At 65.1% G+C, this 16,310-nt stretch carries 14 protein-coding genes; 3 read left to right on the top strand and 11 right to left on the bottom strand.

The genetic code is table 11. The annotated features are described in order from the left end of the window. Positions 1 to 3: 3 nt before the first annotated feature. The 10 genes from ACR9Y2_RS23430 to ACR9Y2_RS23385 form a co-directional block, all read right to left on the bottom strand. Positions 4 to 2,331, bottom strand: a complete 2,328-nt coding sequence (locus ACR9Y2_RS23430) for a PAN domain-containing protein (protein ID WP_435044087.1) — start codon at positions 2,329 to 2,331, stop codon at positions 4 to 6. A gap of 85 nt (positions 2,332 to 2,416) precedes the next feature. After that, on the bottom strand, positions 2,417 to 2,743 hold the full coding sequence (locus tag ACR9Y2_RS23425; RefSeq protein WP_435044086.1) for a hypothetical protein: 327 nt from the start codon (positions 2,741 to 2,743) through the stop codon (positions 2,417 to 2,419). Positions 2,744 to 2,765: 22 nt separating this feature from the next. Next, positions 2,766 to 3,665, bottom strand: a complete 900-nt coding sequence (locus ACR9Y2_RS23420) for a PAN domain-containing protein (RefSeq protein WP_435044085.1) — start codon at positions 3,663 to 3,665, stop codon at positions 2,766 to 2,768. Between the two features lie 31 nt (positions 3,666 to 3,696). Continuing rightward, a complete protein-coding gene (locus tag ACR9Y2_RS23415) occupies positions 3,697 to 4,647 on the bottom strand; it encodes a hypothetical protein (RefSeq protein ID WP_435044084.1) in 951 nt (316 codons plus the stop codon). Between the two features lie 77 nt (positions 4,648 to 4,724). Continuing rightward, positions 4,725 to 5,297 (bottom strand): hypothetical protein, encoded by a 573-nt coding sequence (locus ACR9Y2_RS23410; RefSeq protein ID WP_435044083.1) that lies wholly within the window; start codon positions 5,295 to 5,297, stop codon positions 4,725 to 4,727. Positions 5,298 to 5,424: 127 nt separating this feature from the next. Further along, positions 5,425 to 6,771: a sigma-54-dependent transcriptional regulator gene (locus tag ACR9Y2_RS23405; RefSeq protein ID WP_435044082.1), complete on the bottom strand. Its 1,347-nt coding sequence runs from the start codon at positions 6,769 to 6,771 to the stop codon at positions 5,425 to 5,427. Continuing rightward, positions 6,752 to 8,470 (bottom strand): ATP-binding protein, encoded by a 1,719-nt coding sequence (locus tag ACR9Y2_RS23400; protein WP_435044081.1) that lies wholly within the window; start codon positions 8,468 to 8,470, stop codon positions 6,752 to 6,754. The genes ACR9Y2_RS23405 and ACR9Y2_RS23400 overlap by 20 nt, the downstream gene beginning before the upstream one ends. Continuing rightward, entirely contained in the window at positions 8,448 to 10,115 is a 1,668-nt protein-coding gene (locus tag ACR9Y2_RS23395) for an ABC transporter substrate-binding protein (protein ID WP_435044080.1), read from the bottom strand. Before ACR9Y2_RS23395 ends, ACR9Y2_RS23400 begins: the two co-directional genes overlap by 23 nt. Before the next feature lie 193 nt (positions 10,116 to 10,308). Then, the gene (locus ACR9Y2_RS23390; RefSeq protein WP_435044079.1) at positions 10,309 to 11,754 is read right to left on the bottom strand and encodes an MSCRAMM family protein; all 1,446 of its coding nucleotides are present in this window, start codon (positions 11,752 to 11,754) and stop codon (positions 10,309 to 10,311) included. A gap of 78 nt (positions 11,755 to 11,832) precedes the next feature. Then, positions 11,833 to 12,564 (bottom strand): hypothetical protein, encoded by a 732-nt coding sequence (locus ACR9Y2_RS23385; protein ID WP_435044078.1) that lies wholly within the window; start codon positions 12,562 to 12,564, stop codon positions 11,833 to 11,835. 199 nt (positions 12,565 to 12,763) lie between these two features. On the opposite strand from ACR9Y2_RS23385, the gene ACR9Y2_RS23380 reads away from it, so the two are divergent. Genes ACR9Y2_RS23380 through ACR9Y2_RS23370 form a run of 3 tightly spaced genes read left to right on the top strand, consistent with a single transcriptional unit; the run spans position 12,764 to position 15,453 of the window. Beyond that, positions 12,764 to 13,441 (top strand): HAD family hydrolase, encoded by a 678-nt coding sequence (locus tag ACR9Y2_RS23380; RefSeq protein ID WP_435044077.1) that lies wholly within the window; start codon positions 12,764 to 12,766, stop codon positions 13,439 to 13,441. Then, positions 13,414 to 14,916, top strand: a complete 1,503-nt coding sequence (locus tag ACR9Y2_RS23375; RefSeq protein ID WP_435044076.1) for a hypothetical protein — start codon at positions 13,414 to 13,416, stop codon at positions 14,914 to 14,916. Before ACR9Y2_RS23380 ends, ACR9Y2_RS23375 begins: the two co-directional genes overlap by 28 nt. A gap of 39 nt (positions 14,917 to 14,955) precedes the next feature. Further along, positions 14,956 to 15,453 (top strand): hypothetical protein, encoded by a 498-nt coding sequence (locus ACR9Y2_RS23370; RefSeq protein ID WP_435044075.1) that lies wholly within the window; start codon positions 14,956 to 14,958, stop codon positions 15,451 to 15,453. Here the strand turns inward: ACR9Y2_RS23370 and ACR9Y2_RS23365 are convergent. After that, the gene (locus tag ACR9Y2_RS23365; RefSeq protein WP_435044074.1) at positions 15,450 to 16,298 is read right to left on the bottom strand and encodes a sugar phosphate isomerase/epimerase family protein; all 849 of its coding nucleotides are present in this window, start codon (positions 16,296 to 16,298) and stop codon (positions 15,450 to 15,452) included. The genes ACR9Y2_RS23370 and ACR9Y2_RS23365 overlap by 4 nt on opposite strands. Positions 16,299 to 16,310 lie beyond the last annotated feature (12 nt).

Raw genomic sequence — 16,310 nt, 5'->3', positions numbered from 1 at the left:
AAGCTACTGCTTCAGGCCCGACACACAACAATCGTCAGCATCCGGCTGGGGCATCGAGTGTTTCAGCCAGCAATGCCCGTTCGGCCCCTCGGCCTCGCTTTTGACCCAGGTCCAGGAACGGCAGCGGCCCTCCTTCGCGCAAGCCGCCGCACACAACGCGGGATCGGGGCGCGGAGGAAGGAAATCGCGATAGTCCTCGCCATTGCGATTGACGTTGACTTCGAAGCGGCTGGCGGGCCGGGCCGTTTCGGTTTCCAGGCTGGGAAGGGGGCTCGTTGCGCGGGGCGCCTGATCCCGCGGTGTGCCGGAACTGGTTCCGGATCGGTCGGGCGGCGTCACCGGGTCCAAGTGGGACAGGGGCGGCGCGCCGTCTTTCGGCTCGACCACAATGCGCCCGCGCCAACTGCAGCCGTTGCGTAATTCCCGAGGCATGAACGAGCTGTCTGCTTCCATCGACACCCGGCCCGGAAAGCCGCAGCCGTTCCGGCCCACCATTTCGAAGGGATAAGCCAGGCCCGGCGCGAACATGTACTCCTGATTCACCGCCTGGATGACATGGCCGGTGGCCAGGTCGCGGATGCTGTCGCGCACGGGCACCGATGGATTGCCGGTCGGCTCGTCGCGTACTTCAAGGCAGATGGACTGGCCCTGGCGCGACAACTCCAGGGTGATGGACATCTCGCCGGTCATCTCCAGGCTGGCCGGCATGTGCGTGTAGGCAGCACCCGCCAGCGTGCCCTGGTAGAGCTGCCGCCGGGAGACCATCGGCACCAGGACCGGTTTCAGGCTGCGGACCCTGCGGCCGCCGGAGAAGTCGTAGTCGCTCTCGAAGACGTCGAACTCGGCTACGCCCTCAAAGCGTACGCTGGAGTAGCGATTGGGCACCTCACCCAACGGGCTGCAAGTGGTCTCGGAGAGGATGTGGATGCGGTAGGGTTTGCAGGGGCAGCCTTGCACCGGTGGAATGCGTGGGGGTTCCGGCGGTTTATCGGGGTCGGGATTCACCTTCACCCTGGAGGGAGGCTTGGACCCGGCTTTCAGTGTCCTTGCCGGCTCGGCCCGCACCAGCGTCCGCCTGCCCGCCTCGGCACGAACGCCGCGGATGAGCGCCGGCCTCAAACCCGGCCGGTAGAGATAGAGGTCATAGAGACCTGTATACACGCCAGGGACTTCGATGCGGCCGTTGACCAGTTTCAGCGCGATCCACTGCGAAGGGTATTCCGCATTGCGCGGATAAAACACCGCGACGACGGCGTCGTCCCCGCCCGGCCGCCGAATGGTGACGGCCTGGGGCTCCATGGGACCGCCCGGCCGGTCCAGTTCGACGAACTCCTCGAGGTCATCCTGGTTGACCGCGCCGCCGGTAGCCCAGTCGACTGCGACGCTGAGGGCCTTGCTGGCGCCGGTGCCGAGGTCAGCCAGCGAACCCAGCGTCTCGAATGATTTGTCGGCGACGGCCTTCCAGCCCGCCTTACTCATTTTGATGAATTGCTTTCTTAAGAGGTCGGATTGATTCACTTCCAGCAGGAAGTTGGAAGGCAGGCAGGAGGTGAGAGTGGAGACGAGGGCGGCGCGCTCCTCGGCCTGCAGCGGATCGTTCCGATAGCTGTTGGGAAACCTGAGCCGGTTCTTGAATTCGACGTAGGTCAAACCGGGACGCGCTTCGCCCAGCCGCTTCTCGATGCAGCACTTGTCGATCTCGTTCCAGTGATGGTCAAAGTAGCTTACGTAGGCATCCAGCATGGCGCTCTGCGCGCCCGTGGCGGCGTCCCGCATGGGGACAAACTTCTCCTCCAGATAGTTCCTCATGCGGTTGAACAGGCCCTGCGAGCCAGAGGGCGATTCGTCGCCGGAGTTCTCGCTGGAACCGTACTCAGAGTGGATGAACTCCTCCTCTGTCAAACCGGAGTTCTTGTACTTCACGTAGGCGTCAATGAGCTGCTGGTCGACGGCGGAACGAGGCTGGGTCGCTCCGCCTGTCTTCGTCGCGGCCGTGGTCCGGGCCGCCGCTGATGACTGGGCGAAAGGCGTGTATGAGGCGCCCGCATAGAAGTCCAGCCCGCCCGCAAGCCACTCCATCTCCCGTTTCGTGAGACGCCGCCCGAGCTGTTCCGCCGGCTGGGTGTAGTTGTTGGTGAGGCCGCGTACGATGAGCAGGCGCGCCCGGTCCATCTCGCGGACAACGACCATTTCCTCCGCGACGATGGAGTTCAACTTGTGCCACGCCTCGTCCAGGCTGACCCGCTGCGCCTGCTGGGCGGCCAGTGTGCCCGCCGCGGCCACCAACGCCAGGCAGGCCAGCATCACCAGATTCGACTTTCGCAGTTTCATCGGGTCCTCCTCCCGCGGCAGCTTCCCCGGCGCCGCGGCTGATTGGGTTCGTTTCGGCCAGCGATGCCGACCTCGCCGGCTGCGTCTACTTCTGAAGCGCCAGGCGCAGCGGCGCCTGCTGTTTCGACTGTTCGTGCAGCAGGAGGAACTGGTCCTCCCGGATGTGCCGCAGCAGCAGTACCTCGCCGTTGGGCAGGTTGCGGATCCTCAGCGATTGCACGAGCCGCGTCGTATTGGTGACCACCAGCGGCAGTTCACCGCCCGCGTTGAAGCTGTACTGGCCCGGGCCATTCTGATGTTGAACCCCATATTGCTGGTTCATGTAGTCGGTGAAGCGAATGTTCTTCTTCGTCTCAGCCAGTAGTGGCAGAGCCGCTAAGGCAGCGAGGATCAGCGATGTTCTCCTGGTCATGGATTCCTTTCTTTCACTCTGGTCATTTCGTCCTGCCGCGCCGGTCGTCCCTGCGCGGCGACGCGCCACCTTCCCCCTTCAGGGCCGAAACGCAGCACTCTTCCCGCACGGCCGTAGGTACTGAGTCCTTCAGCCAGCAGTAGCTGCGGCCGCCCGGTTCTTCGGGCTTCACAAAGGTCCAGGCTTTGCAGCGACCGTCCTTTTCGCACGCCGCCTGGCAGGGCCCTGGATCGTCGCCGGTCATGTCGATCGCCAGGAAGTCGGCGCCCGGCAGGTTGATGTTGTTGCGCCAGGTGGCCACTTTGCGGCTACCCCAGCCTACGGCCCAGCCTGAGGCAGTGCTTGTCCCTGCACCTTTCAATGCGGAAACGCAGCAGTTTTCCACGATCGCCTCGGGCACCGAGTCTTTCAGCCAGCAATAGCCGCGCCCGCCCGGCTCTTCCGGCTTCACATAGGTCCACGCCTTGCACCGGCTCTCCTTTTCGCAGGCTGCCTGGCAGGGGGCGGGATCCGTGCCTGTCATGTCGATGGACAGGAAGTCGCCGCCCGGCAGGTTCACGTTGTCCCTCCACTTGGGCAGCGTGGAGGCGATTACGGCTGCTCCGCTGGAACCTTCTCCCTTGAGGGCCGAAACGCAGCACTCCTCGCGAGTCGCTTCGGGCACGGAGTCCTTGAGCCAGCAGTAGCCGCGCCCGCCGGGCTGCTCCGGCTTCACGAAAGTCCACGCCTTGCAGCGGCCGTCTTTTTCGCAGGCCGCCCGGCAGCCAGAGGGGTCGGCCGTATCCATGTCGATGGACAGATAGTCGCCGCCCGGCAGGTTTACGTTGTTGCGCCAGCGGGCAGTGCCCTTTCTCGACTGGGCCATTGACACGGGCGCGGCGAACGCCAGAATCAGCCCGAACACCAACCACGTCTTCGTCATGCTGTTTCTCCTTTTGCCCATCCATCTGCCGTCAGCGGCGCGGCCCCCAGGTGAGCTGCGCCTGGTTCTGGCCGCGGGAATTCCTGGAGGCCGTCAGGGCCAGATCCACCGCGCCGCGCAGGGCGCGTAAGGAAACGACCGGCGCCGGGCCTTCGGTGGACGCGGTCCGGCGCAGCGTGAAGCCGGAGCGCCCGAGAGTGGCCTGGTACCAGTCGGCAATCGCAAGCGGCTCCGACTGGCAGAACAGGCTGGCCACTCCCATTTCCTCAGTGCCGCTGGCTTCTACCGTGCAGCCGGCCATGGCGGGCAGCCAGGCGGGCAGTTTGCCGGTGGAGGCCGAGGAGCGCCGCGAACCCGTGGCACGCTTCGACAGTTGTTGCGTGAGACGCTCCGCCACACCAGGCGGCAGGTTGCCCGGCAGTGGCACAGCCGAGGCAACCAACCCCGCCATCGCCTGGTAGCCGGACGGGATCTCGAACAGGTGTGCCGGTTGGGCGCCCAGGCGCAGATTGCGGAGTTCGCTCACCACACCCATCACGTCCATTCGCAGCCCCAGCGCCAGGGCCTCCGAGTAGCACGATGTGGCTTGCATGTTGCGTCCGCGCGGCCCGGCGATCGTCAGGCGGTAGGTGGTGCAGGGCTGCCCGGCTACAACCGAGGAACCCGTGCGCTGTTTGCTGATCAGGCCGGGCGGATCAGAGGCCGGGTCCTGCATTGCCAGGTTCGCCTCCAGCGTCTTTTCCGTGTACTGCCGCTTGCCGGGCACCAGCGTCCACACGACGCCGCGATCGCGCCGCACGATGTTGACGAGTCCTCCGGCCAGTTGCGACTCCAGCCGCGTACGGGTCCCGCTGGCGTAGAACTTCATGGTCTCGATCACCTGCCCGCCTTCGAGCATCACCAGGTCCGCCGCGATGTCCGCCGGCGGGGCAGCGCCCACCGTCATGGCCAGCAGCCCAACCACGCATAACTGGATCTTCATGATTCCCTCCCTCCTGTGGTCCATGCCTGCACACGTTTCACGCAATGGGGCTACGCCCAGCGCAGGACAGATTGCTTTCAGCGATCCTCACCAACTGCGCGGAGCCCGAGCGCGATCCGCCTCCAGGTCTCTTCGTGCCGCGCGGCTTCGCGCTGTTCCACCACCCACAGGGCCATCAACCAGGTGCGCCGTGCCCGCCATACCAGCAGGTGCAGCGTTTTCCGGTTTCCGGCCTCGAGGCCCTCTCCATCCCAGCGCCGCCCACTGATGCTGCCGAGTGTCGTTGCGCGCCACGCAGCCCGCTCCTGCAGCCTTCGAATGTCCGAGCGCAGCCTCGCCAGGGCGCGGTGACCGGCCTCATCGGCCGACTCTCCGGCGCCCAGCGCGCGTACCTCGAAGCGCGGTTCCCGTCCCGGCCCGTAGGCCACAACCGAGATGGAGTCGATGTCGACGCTCCAGGCATCCGGCAGCCAGAGGGAGAGGCCCATCTCCGGGTGCCGGTATGCGCCCCCTGAGGCATAGGCCGCGCCCGCTATCAGCAGCGCCAGAACCGGAAGCAGGATTGGACGCGATCCGGGCCGGCTCCCAGCCAGGCAATGGCTAAGCTGGGCTACCTCCGCTCCGGCCCGGATTCGCGAGGGGCAAGTCACGCCGCTCTCACTTACACGCCGCTGGCCATTCGCGGGATACGGGCATTTCCCAACATTTCCGGCCTTTTCGCGCACGGCTCCCGGCACGCACCGTCAACCGCTGATGACACCTGGTGTTTCCGGGAGTTTACAGAGCAATTCCGTGCTGTTTCAGCTTCTTGTAGAGGCCCACGCGGGAGAGCCCCAGCGCCTGGGCGGTGCGCGAGACGTTGCCGCCCTGCCGCTTCAGCTCGGCGCGCACCATGCGTTCCTCGCAGCGGGCGAGGGCGTCGTGGAGGGTACCCTCCGCCAACTCGCCAGCAGCCGCCGGCTCCGCGCGCGGCGCCCTGATGCGCACAGGCAGATCGTGGACGTCCACTTCCTGGCCGTCGCAGCTCACCTGCAGGACGCGAACGAGGTTTTCCAGTTCGCGCACATTGCCGGGCCAGGCGTGGTGCTCCAGCACATCCCAGCAGGCCCGGGTGAAGCGCAGCTCACGTCCGCCGTGCTTGCGCAGGAAATGGCCCACCAGGCCCGCAATGTCTTCCACGCGGGCGCGCAGCGGTGGCAGCCGCACCTCCACCACGTTGAGCCGGTAGTAGAGGTCTTCGCGGAACCGGCCGGCGAGCGCCATTTCGTGCAGGTCGACGTTGGACGCCCCGACGACGCGCACATCCACCGCTGTGGCGGAGGTGGCGCCCACCGCCATCACGGTGTGCTCCTGGAGAAAGCGCAGGAGCTTGCTCTGCATGCGGGGGCTCATTTCGGAGACTTCGTCGAGGAAGAGGGTGCCATGCGCGGCTGCCTCGACGATGCCTTTCTTGTCGCGGTAGGCACCCGTGAAAGCGCCCTTCCGGTAGCCGAACAGTTCGCTCTCCAGCAGTTCATCGCTGAAAGCGGCGCAGCTGACGTCGACAAAAGCGGCGGCCGCGCGGGGGCTCTCGGCATGGAGGGTCCGCGCCACCAGCTCTTTGCCAGTGCCGCTTTCGCCATAGATCATCACCGGCACAGCACCGTCGGCGGCCGCGCGCAGTAAGGTTTTTCGCAGCTCCGCCATGGCTTTGCCGGCACCAACCAGCTCAGGATGCTCGACGCACTGCAGCCGTTCGCGCAGGCGCAGGTTCTCGCGCCGCAGCCGCAACTCCTCTTCGATCCGGCTGACCTTGACACCCAGCTCGCCGAGGTTCAAGGGCTTCGTGAGATAGTCCCGCGCCCCGGCCTGCAGGGCGCCCACGGCCTCTTCCACCGTGGCGAAGGCAGTCATCATGAGCACTGCGGGTGCGGTGCCGTGCGCGCGCAGACGGGCAAGCAAGCCCAAGCCATCCAAGCCCGGCATCCGGATATCGCTGACGACCAATTCCGGCGTGCAGGTCTCCAGCAAATCCAGGGCTGCCAGCCCATCGGCTGCCTGCGTGACCGCGTGGCCCGCCGCAGCCAGAAAGTGCGAGATGCCGCGGCGCGTCGCCGCATCGTCCTCAACCAGCAGGATTCTCATTGCAACCTCCCGCGTGGGCCGGAATTCTCAACTCGAAACACGCGCCGCCCGCTTCGCGATTCCAGGCCCGCACCCGCCCGCCGTGCGCCTTTGCGATATTGCCGGCAATGGCCAGGCCCAGACCGCTGCCGGCCGCCTTGGTGGTGAAGAAGGGCCGGAAGATGCGCTTGGTTTCCGGCAGGCCCGGTCCGCGGTCGCGCACGGTAAACGCCACCCAGTCTTCCTCGGAGCGCACATCCACCTCGACGGCGCCGCCCCGTCCGGAGGCCTCGACGGCGTTCAGGACGAGATTCGTTATGGCATCCGCCAGTTGTGCGGGGTCGGCCTGGCAGGGCAAGGGCGATGCTGCCGCTTCCAACTGCAACTCGACTCCGCGCGCGGTGGCGGAGGAGGTTGCCCGCGTCACGCACTCCCGCAGCAGGGCGTGCGGTTCGATGGCGCGAGGGGCCACCACAGGCATGCGGTAGAACCGCTTGAAGTGCACCAGCATCTCCAGCATGGAATCCAGGCCGGCCCTCAACTCCGCGGCGCACACGCGGGTAGTTTCGTCTTTCGCGCCCGCCCGCTCCAGGTTCTGCACCCACACGCCGACGCCGCCCACCTTGTTCTGGATCTCGTGCGAGACCTTCGACAGCGCCTCGCCCATGGCGGCCATGCGTTCCTTCTCCAGCAGCCTCTGCCGAGTTCGTGTCAGGGCGCGTACCTTGCCCCTCAATTTGAGATTCACCGCCGTCAATTCCCGGTAGCTGCCTTCCAGCCGCTCAGTCATGGCGTTGATGCTGGCTATCAGGTCGCCCAGTTCGTCGTCCCGGCCGTTGCCGATGCGGGGCGAGAAATCACCACCCGCGACGCATCCGGCCGAATCCACGATCTCGCGCATGACCCGCGCCATGCGCCCGGTAAGCGCCCAGATGACCGCCAGCCCCAACGCTGTCGCCGCTGCTGCGAAGGTGGCCACGCGGGCCAGCTCCCGCCGCAACCCAGCCAACTGCGCCCGGTTGTCTTTGTAAGCCACCAGCCGCAATTCCGGACGAGTGAGCCGCGCTTCGCAGGTTGCCGCCCCGCCGGGTGCAAGGCTCTCGAGGCGAAGGTAAGTGCGCAGCAGGTGCGGCGATGGCGCGGCGAGAATCAGCCCGCGTGAGTCGGTCGCCAGGACGCCTACGCCGGCCGGCAGGCCCAGTTCCGACAGGGGATCCAGCAGACCATCGAGGTAAACATCGGCCAGCAGCAGGGTGCCGCCCTCCGCATCGAGCGGCAGGGACACCCGGACTTCGCCTTCCTTCGCGGAGGCGCCCCCCGGCAGCATCCCGTCATCGGCCACTGGATAGGTGCCTCGAAACTCGCGCACGGCCCGCACGCCCAGCATGCGGCGGGTGGCGGGGTCGTACACCCCGAGCCGCGCATACCTGCCGGGTTCGCCCACCGCCAGTTCGGACAGCACCGCGCGGCGTCCGGCTTCGTTGCCGCCGGCCCGCATCAGCAACTGCGGCCGCAGCGCGCCCAACTCGGCCAGGGCGTTGCTGAGAGAGCGTTCCACCGAGCCGCGCGCCAGCCGTGCCGCGGCGGCCACCTCTTCGCGTGTCGCACGTTGCAGGGCATCCCGGCCCGAGACGTAGAAGTACACCAGCCCGCTGCCCTCCAGCACCAGCGTGTAGCCCACCAGGAAGGCCACCGATTTACCGCGCAGGCCGATTCTCATGCACTGCCTCGCTGCCAGCCAGCCATGCCGCCGCGAAATCAGGGAAGTACTGGCGCACCACCACGCCCCGCAGTTGCGGCGCGGTGGCGACCTCCAGCGGCGTCCCATGGCTTAGATACAAGGCCGGCACATCGTCTTTCAGAATCTGCTCCAGCCGCTGGAACAGCTCACGGCGGCGGGCTTCGTCCATTTCCGTCATGGCCGACTCCAACACCCGGTCGAATTCGGCATTCCGATATCCGGTGAGATTCACGTCCGGCGAGCTCCTGGAGTAGAACAGGCAGTAGTAATCCTCGGGGTCGCCGAAGCTGGGGGTGAAGCTCACGCGGAACAGATCCGGCCGTTCCTTGGCGATATAGCCGTAGTAGCCCGCCGGCCGGATGCGTACCTGCGCCGTCACGCCCAGCCGGCCCAAACCGCGGCGTAGCAGACCGACGTCGTCACTGTCGAAGTTGCTGGCGAGGACGGGCGGCCGCTGTTCCAGCTCGGGCCGCCATTTGTCCAGAAGCCGGCCAGCCTGAACGGGATCGAGGCTGTACCACTGGCCCTCGCGGCCCAACAGCTGCGGCGGCGCGAGTGTTTCGGCGAGGCGTACGGGACCGGCCGGCACGGTTTTGCCCAGTGCCGCGCGGTCCAGCGCCAGCGCGAGCGCCCGGCGCAATTCAGCGTGCCGCGCCAGCGGTCCACCGTTGTCCATCGAAAACCCGAGGAAGCGAAACGCCAGGGAGGCCGTCTGGCCCGCCGTCCGCCAGCGAGCGGCTCCCTCGCTCTGCGCCAGTTTTTCCAATAGGTCGCGGCGCGCCGCCAGGACCTGTGTCTCACCTTTCAGAAAGGCCGCCACGAGCCCGGCTTCGGATGCTTCCGGACGGAACTGGATGGTGACGCTGTCCAGGTGTGGCAGCCGCGCGCCGGACTCGTCGCGCCGCCAGTAGCGCCCGTGCCGCACCAGGACGATTTCGCCAGCGGCTTTCCACCGCACCAGCCGAAACGGCCCGGTCCCCACGGCATGCCGGCCGTATTCGGCGCCGTAAGCCGCTTCCGCCTCCCGTGGAGCGATGTAGGCGGCCTGCGTAGCGAGGATGCGCAGAAAGCTGGCATAGGGCCGCACCAGCCGGATGCGCACCCGCCGCTCATCCAATACCTGCACTCCTCGAATCGTCTTCGCCCGCCCGGCGTGATAGTCGGCCAGGCCTTCGACCTTCCCGGCGAACAGATACCAGTTGGGCCACTCGGCGCCCGGACGCGCGATCCGCTCCAGCGTCCAGCGCACGTCCTCGGCCGTCACGCGCCGGCCGGTCCCTGCGGGAAAGCAGGGGTCGTCGTGGAACCAGGCTTCCCTCAAGGTGAATGTCCACACGCGCCCGCCTTCGCTCTGCTCCCAGGACTCCGCCAGCAGGGGCCTCACTTCACCCGGCCGCACTCCATGACCGACGAGGCCCTCAAAGGGCAGGGCCGCGATCTCGGCATCCAGGAGGAAGATCATGGCCTGCGGGTCGAGGGTGTCGGGCGGGGTCTGGTAGATGAGCCTCAGGGACCCGCCGGCGCGCGGCTGTTGAGCCTCCGGCGGAATGGGCGTCCGGCCGCAGCCCCATACGAGGACCACACCGAGCCCCACGGCTGACAACAGGTCTCCTCGAGCCGCCATCTGGTTCACCTTCCATCGTCCGGCCGGCACTGGAACACCATATCTTACATCGGCTTGCGCTGTTTTGGTATTTTCAGGGCGTTTTATCTTTTGTTGAGAAGCGGTGCGGTTACACGAAGAACAGTCGTGCCGGAGGGCGTGGATGTTGAGTTCGCGGCTGGTGGGGCCGTGCTCCGGGTGGCGGAGCCCAGGATCATTTTCGTTCCGCCTCGCGCTTCAGCCACGCTGCACACGAGGGGAACGGAAACACTATCTCGATCCCGGAAAGATCCGATGTGCCCGAGATTGCAGTGGGGGTAGAGTCCAGCGTTGCCCCATATCCGTTGGGGTTGAACTTCGCTCCAAATTGGGGGCATGCGTCCTGCAGGTCGCGCCACAGCGAGAAGCTGCCTATCAGCTTGCCAGGCCGTCCCGCGAGAATTGGCAGTACGAAATTGCCTTCAGCGTCGGTGTAGCCGGATTCACGGTAGCCGCCGCCATCCTTTCGGAACTCGAATGACTGCCTGGGCAGAGGAACTCCGTCGCTGAAGATGAGGCGGCCGCGCAATTCAATGCGCCGGGCCAGTTTGGAAACACGAATATCGATTCCGTCGAGGTGCTGGCCCGCGGCGACGGTCAGGATAGCCGCCTTGTCAGTGTCTGAAGTGCCGGGGTAGTAGAACTTGCTGAAGGGAGAGGCCGCACTCATTTCACCGCCGCGATTGACCGCAAGGCGGTAGCGTCCCGCCGGCATCTTTTCCAGCACATAGGAACCGTCACGCTCAGTGCACTTGGAGATTTCTGAATCATCCGGGCCTTTGTGCCGAAGCACCTCCAACTCCAGGCAGACGCCCTTCATCGGACGGCCATCGGGGTCCAGGACGTGTCCCGATACCCGGGTGTCCGCCGCAAGGACAAAATCATAGCCATTGCCGGACGAATCGGTCACTACCAGTTGCATATCGCTGCCAGGCTTCCGGTTTAGCCGCCGCGATGGATTGTCCCTTCCGATCGCGACGGGGAAAAGCAAAGCCGTGCCCTTGGGGTAGTCGATGCTGATGGTGTAGGTGCCTGGCGGCAGGTCACGGAATTCGTAAACGCCCTGGGCGTCCGTCTCGGATTCATAGGAACCAGGGGAGCCCACGGCGTGCACGCGCACTCCCTGAAACACGTGGTTCAGAGGGAGTTCCTTGACCGGAGAGTCCTCCCAAAATTCGACAGAGCCTGACACCCGATTCCCGTGAGCCGAGGCCGGAAGCCCGCGCAGGAATTTGAGATCGTGCGCGGCGCTGCGCAGGTCACCGGTGCGATGACAGGCAGGTGTCATCCATTTACCTGGCTTCCCGCTGGGGTGCAGGTAAAACAAGAGCGAGGAACCCTTGTCAAACCCTCCGAAGCAGCTACTGATCTCGCCCCAGAGCTCGAGCACCTGATCCCTGGCGACGCCCTTAAACGGTTCGGTGACGCGGACCCAGGCCGATTGTTCACGGGCCCTCACCCACTCACCGCTGCGTTTCGGGACGGCTTTCTCGACAATTCCGGCGAATACGAGCGGCGAATCGAGCCAGGCTTCCTTCGGCGAGGGGTAACTGGCACAGCTACAGGCCCAGGCGGGCGCACAGGTGAGGGCAAACAGGAATAACCGGTCAATCTTCGCCATTTATATTTCAACTTTATTCGAATCAGTTGAACATTGCCATGGCGCGCCGGAACGAATTGTACAAGGAGCCGGGCGAGGCTAGTTAACGAGTTGCTCCTCGACTTCGGCCAGCATTCTGGGAACAACGTCGATGGCGAAAGCCTGCACCTTGCCGAAGACAGAGCCCAGAATTGAAGCGGCGCCCCCGACAATGCTGACAATGGCCGCTACGATGTCGGTGGCCGGCCATTCCGGATAGACCTGTAAATACTGAGCCAGGTTCTTCAGATACTCGTCTATATCACCCTCGATGCTGCTGATGAACGCGCTTTGGCCCTCGGCCTGGTCTTCGGGCGACAACTCCGAAAAAGGAATGACTGTGTTGGGGAAGCTGTCCGGTCCAAAGAGGGTAGCGGCCTCACGGACGGGAGCGGCGGGATCGACAGGTTCAGGTTCGGGTTCGGGAGGAGGCGGAGGAGGTGGTGGGGGTGGTGGCTCGGTGCCAGATCCGGTCCCGGTGTCGACGGTGCCCCCGTCATCCGGAGGAAGGGTGACGTCATCGCCCGGGTGGAAGATGCGCAATTGCGCACCATTCAACTGGTCGCGCGTGGCCGCCAGGTTGGAACGAAGGGCCTGCGTTATCGCCGGAGGATGCGCATTGAACTGCTTCATCGCGGCGTTCAGTGCTTTGAGGATTGGTTTCACATCGGCCCGCGGGTCGAGCGAGAGTTGGTTCTTCAGGGCGCCGTTCAAGAGCACAACGTGGAAGTGCGCCGCTGTTGCGTTGCAGACCTGCAACGCGTGATCTACCGAAGGAGATACCCAGTCCATTTGCGTGTGCTCCTCGTGAGGTGCTGCCAGACTACCTGAGGTTGGCGGCTTCCGCAATGGCCAGCCCAGGCGGGAGGCCAGCGAAATCGCACAAACAGGCCCAGATTTGACTGGAGAAGATCCAGTTTGTGCGGCCCTCGGCCGGGGCGGCTGGAGGCGCGAATGGGAGCCCGGCCCGGCTATGCTATCATGCCCGCAAGTGTTCGAGAATCTACACGTTGCCCCGGGTCTCGCATTCCTTTTCGATATGGATGGCGTGATCGTTGAATCGACCGTGCTGCACACGCGCGCCTGGGAGCTTTACCTTTCACGGCTCGGAATCGATTCCCAGGGCATCATGTCGAGGATGTTGGGGAAGCGGAACGACCAGATCGTGCACGACATTTTCGGAACTGGTTTGACGGCGGAAGAAGTGTTTCGCCATGGCGCGGACAAGGAGCGGCTGTACCGCGAAATGATGGCCCCTGTGTTGAGGGCGCAATTGGTGCCGGGGGTGGTGGAGTTCGCCCAGGCGGCCCACGCCTTGGGTGTGCCCTGCGCTGTGGCTACGAACGCCGAGCCGCTGAATGTGGAATTCGTCCTGGAAGGCGCGGGCTTAGCCGGATGCTTTCAGGCGATTGTGGATGGGCATCAGGTGGCGAAGCCCAAACCGGACCCGGAAGTGTACCTGACAGCGGCGGGGCGGCTGGGCGTAAACCCTGAGAACTGTGTCGTGTTTGAGGATTCTCCCGGCGGCATGCAGGCGGCAAAGGCTGCGGGTGCCCATCTGGTGGGCCTGCTGACGACCCTGCAGGAAGCGCCGCTGGCCGGCTTGGCTGTGCCCGATTTTCTGGATGAGCGGTTGTTGCCATGGATTTCAGCACTGGCGCCTCGCTAGACCGGACAACGATTGGCACCGCCCTGGTGTCGATGCTGCTGGCGTCACTCGTATGGTGGCGGCGGCTGGGACGGTTGACGAAACAGCGGCGGGCGGTGGGGCAAATCTACGCGTTGAGCGAGGAAGTCTTCCGGGCCCGTTCGGCGGCGGAGATCCTCAGCCAGCTTGCGGGCAAATTGAGCGAATCAGCAGGGCTGGAAGCGGTCACCATTCTGGTCACCGACCCGGGCAGCGAGCAATTGGAAGTGGCGGCGGGCAAGGCGGTGGATTTGGAGGCGGCGCGGCGCTGCCACGAAACCGCGGACGCCGTGCTGACGATGAACTCGTTGAGCCTGCCGATGCTCTCGCAGGGCGCGGGCAGCGGCGTCCTGCAATGCTCCTCTCAACAGGGAGGACACCCGCCGGAGGACGAGATGGCGGCCCTCCGCCACCTGGCGAACCAGGTGGGTATCGCACTGCAACTGCTGGAGCAGCGGCAATTGCGCGATCAGCTTCTGCGCAGTGAGAAGCTGGGCGCAGTGGGGCAGCTGATTTCCAGCATCGCGACTGAGTTGCAGCCGCCGTTGCAGCGGATTTCGGCTGCGGCGCGCGGTGAGGCGCTGGCCGCGGTGGCCGGCGACGCCCATCAGGCATTGGACACGCTGGAGCGGTTGATCTCCTTCGGACGTCCGGACCAGGCGCGCGTGCGGCCTGTGGAACTCAACGAACTCGTCAGGAATCTTGCGAACTTCCGGGCCCAGCCGTGGCGACTGCAACTGGTGACCGGAGAGGTGAACCTGACTCCGGGGGAACTGACGGTGCTGGGCTCCAGCGGACAACTGGAGCAGGCGGTGCTGAGCGTGCTGGTGCATGCCGAGCAATCGCTGCAGCATGCCGCCACCAAGAACATCATCGTGACTACCGCCCAGGTGGAAAGCCAGGCAGTGCTGTCTGTTGAGTTCTCGGCGGCGTCCGGCGCGTGGCGGGAAGAGGCGGAAACGGGCGCCTGGAGCCTGGGCGTGGCGCGCGGGATTGTGGAAAGCCATGGGGGCGAGTTGCGCAGGGATCCGGCGTCGGATGGGACGCGGTTTGAGATCGAGCTGCCGTTGACGGAATCGGCTGCGCGGCCGGCGGCACGGCATGTGCGCCAGCAGGCGAAGCTCTTAACCCTCTTGCTGGTGCATCCGGACCACAACGTACTGCGGCCCCTGATCGAGGCGCTGGGCCGCCTGGAGCATCGCGCAATCCCGGTGGTAACCGCGGCCGAGGCGTTGGAGTACGCTTCGCGGGTTCGTTTCGACGTTATCCTCGCGCCGGCGCAACTGCCGGACCTGCCGTGGGCCGAATTCGCCGAGAAGGCCCGCGTGCACGCGGCCCATGTCGGATTGATCGCGACCGCTTCCGACACTGCATTACCCGGAGCCCTGACGGTGCACCTGCCGGTGGACGAGCTGGAGTTGGAGCGGATTTTAACGGGTCTTGACGAAACCGCGTGACGGGCGCGGCCATCTGTTCTCAGTGAGACAATACAGCTTATGCGGATCCAGGTTTTGCGTCTTACCGCGGCCCTCCTGATACTGGCCGGCGTGGTTCTGGCCCAGAAGAAGTACACGGGGCCGAGGCCGCCGAAGCCGGACGTGCCCTTTCTGGTGCACGCCGGAAAGCTGGTGGAAACGGAATCGAGCACGGCCACCGAGTCGCAAGGCAAGGACGGCACGATCTACACGGTATCCGGGGCGACGTCGCAGGCGCGGACACCCACGGCCGAACCGATCATGATCTTCCAATCGGACAAGATCAATCCCGACCGGTTGAGCCTCTACAAGATGGAGGTGAAGGGCGGCAGCCGTTCGCTGGTGATTCCGCCGGCCGGCAAGCGAGCAAAGAAGGACGCCGTACGGGCGCTGTTCCTGATGGTGACGCCGCTGGCGCCCTCGCTGTTCAAAGTGGAAGTGAATGAGGTGATCGGGGACGGCGAATACTGCCTGTCCCCGGAAGGTTCGAATCAGGTCTTCTGTTTCACGACCTACTAAGCAAGAGCGGCGCGGCAGAAGTCCGCGCATTTCTTCACTTCGGCCACGGTATCGGGCGCCTTGTACTCGTACTCGATCATGGGCGGATTGTCATAGCCCTTCGACTTCAATAGCTGCAGCACGGCGCGGATGGGTGTATCGCCCTGGCCGAACGGCATGTTGTCGCCCTGGTTCTTCTTGCGGTCCTTGATGTGGAGCGTGAGGATGCGGTCGTGGTGCTTGTCCAGATACTCCACCGGGTCGAAGTTGGCGGCACAGAAGTGGCCGATGTCGAGATTGATGCGGATGTACTCGCTGGTCCCGGCCATGGCGTTGGCGAAGTTCTGGGGCGTGGCGAATTCGTTGGGGGCGATGCGGGAGTGGTTGTGCATGCCCACCATGATTTTGGCCTTTTTGGCGAAGGGATCAATGCGCTTCGCGGTGGTCACATTCGAGGAAGCAGTGATCCATTGCACGCCCAGGGCCTTGGCGATCTCGAAGCCGCGGGCGATCTCCGGATCGGTGAAATCTTCCCGGAAGCTGTAGTTGTAAGCGACCAGGGTCAGCCCGCCTGCCTTAATTTTGGCCGCCGCGTCCTCGAAGTGTTTGAGGGGCGTTTCCAGCCGCCACTTGCGGAGTTCCTCGCGGCTGACCGGTATTTCCTTAGTCCCGGTGGGCTCGATGTGACCCGAGAAGAGTTCGACGTATTTCAAGCCGGCGGCCTGGTAGCCGGCGATGGCACCGGCGAGATCGCGGTCGCGGAAGCTGTAGCTTTGGGCGCCGAGGCGCACTTCGCTGGTCCTGGCCAGGGCGGCTGCCGGCATCGCGGCCAGGGCTGTCTTTAGGAAGTCTCTACGATGATTCATGCTTGGTCCCAG

The sequence above is a fragment of the Paludibaculum fermentans genome (assembly GCF_051172195.1).
Classification (GTDB): Bacteria; Acidobacteriota; Terriglobia; order Bryobacterales; family Bryobacteraceae; genus Paludibaculum; species Paludibaculum fermentans_A.
Note: the sequence above shows the minus strand (reverse complement) of the source record. Positions and strands in the feature narration are given on the sequence as shown.

Bases quoted from the DNA above. Each gene is read 5' to 3' on its own strand.
- ACR9Y2_RS23400 (WP_435044081.1), bottom strand. From the start codon at position 8,470: ATGAGAATCGGCCTGCGCGGTAAATCGGTGGCCTTCCTGGTGGGCTAC.
- ACR9Y2_RS23385 (WP_435044078.1), bottom strand. From the start codon at position 12,564: ATGGACTGGGTATCTCCTTCGGTAGATCACGCGTTGCAGGTCTGCAAC.
- ACR9Y2_RS23370 (WP_435044075.1), top strand. From the start codon at position 14,956: ATGCGGATCCAGGTTTTGCGTCTTACCGCGGCCCTCCTGATACTGGCC.
- ACR9Y2_RS23425 (WP_435044086.1), bottom strand. From the start codon at position 2,743: ATGACCAGGAGAACATCGCTGATCCTCGCTGCCTTAGCGGCTCTGCCA.
- ACR9Y2_RS23415 (WP_435044084.1), bottom strand. From the start codon at position 4,647: ATGAAGATCCAGTTATGCGTGGTTGGGCTGCTGGCCATGACGGTGGGC.
- ACR9Y2_RS23420 (WP_435044085.1), bottom strand. From the start codon at position 3,665: ATGACGAAGACGTGGTTGGTGTTCGGGCTGATTCTGGCGTTCGCCGCG.
- ACR9Y2_RS23405 (WP_435044082.1), bottom strand. From the start codon at position 6,771: ATGAGAATCCTGCTGGTTGAGGACGATGCGGCGACGCGCCGCGGCATC.
- ACR9Y2_RS23375 (WP_435044076.1), top strand. From the start codon at position 13,414: ATGGATTTCAGCACTGGCGCCTCGCTAGACCGGACAACGATTGGCACC.
- ACR9Y2_RS23430 (WP_435044087.1), bottom strand. From the start codon at position 2,331: ATGAAACTGCGAAAGTCGAATCTGGTGATGCTGGCCTGCCTGGCGTTG.
- ACR9Y2_RS23390 (WP_435044079.1), bottom strand. From the start codon at position 11,754: ATGGCGAAGATTGACCGGTTATTCCTGTTTGCCCTCACCTGTGCGCCC.
- ACR9Y2_RS23395 (WP_435044080.1), bottom strand. From the start codon at position 10,115: ATGGCGGCTCGAGGAGACCTGTTGTCAGCCGTGGGGCTCGGTGTGGTC.
- ACR9Y2_RS23365 (WP_435044074.1), bottom strand. From the start codon at position 16,298: ATGAATCATCGTAGAGACTTCCTAAAGACAGCCCTGGCCGCGATGCCG.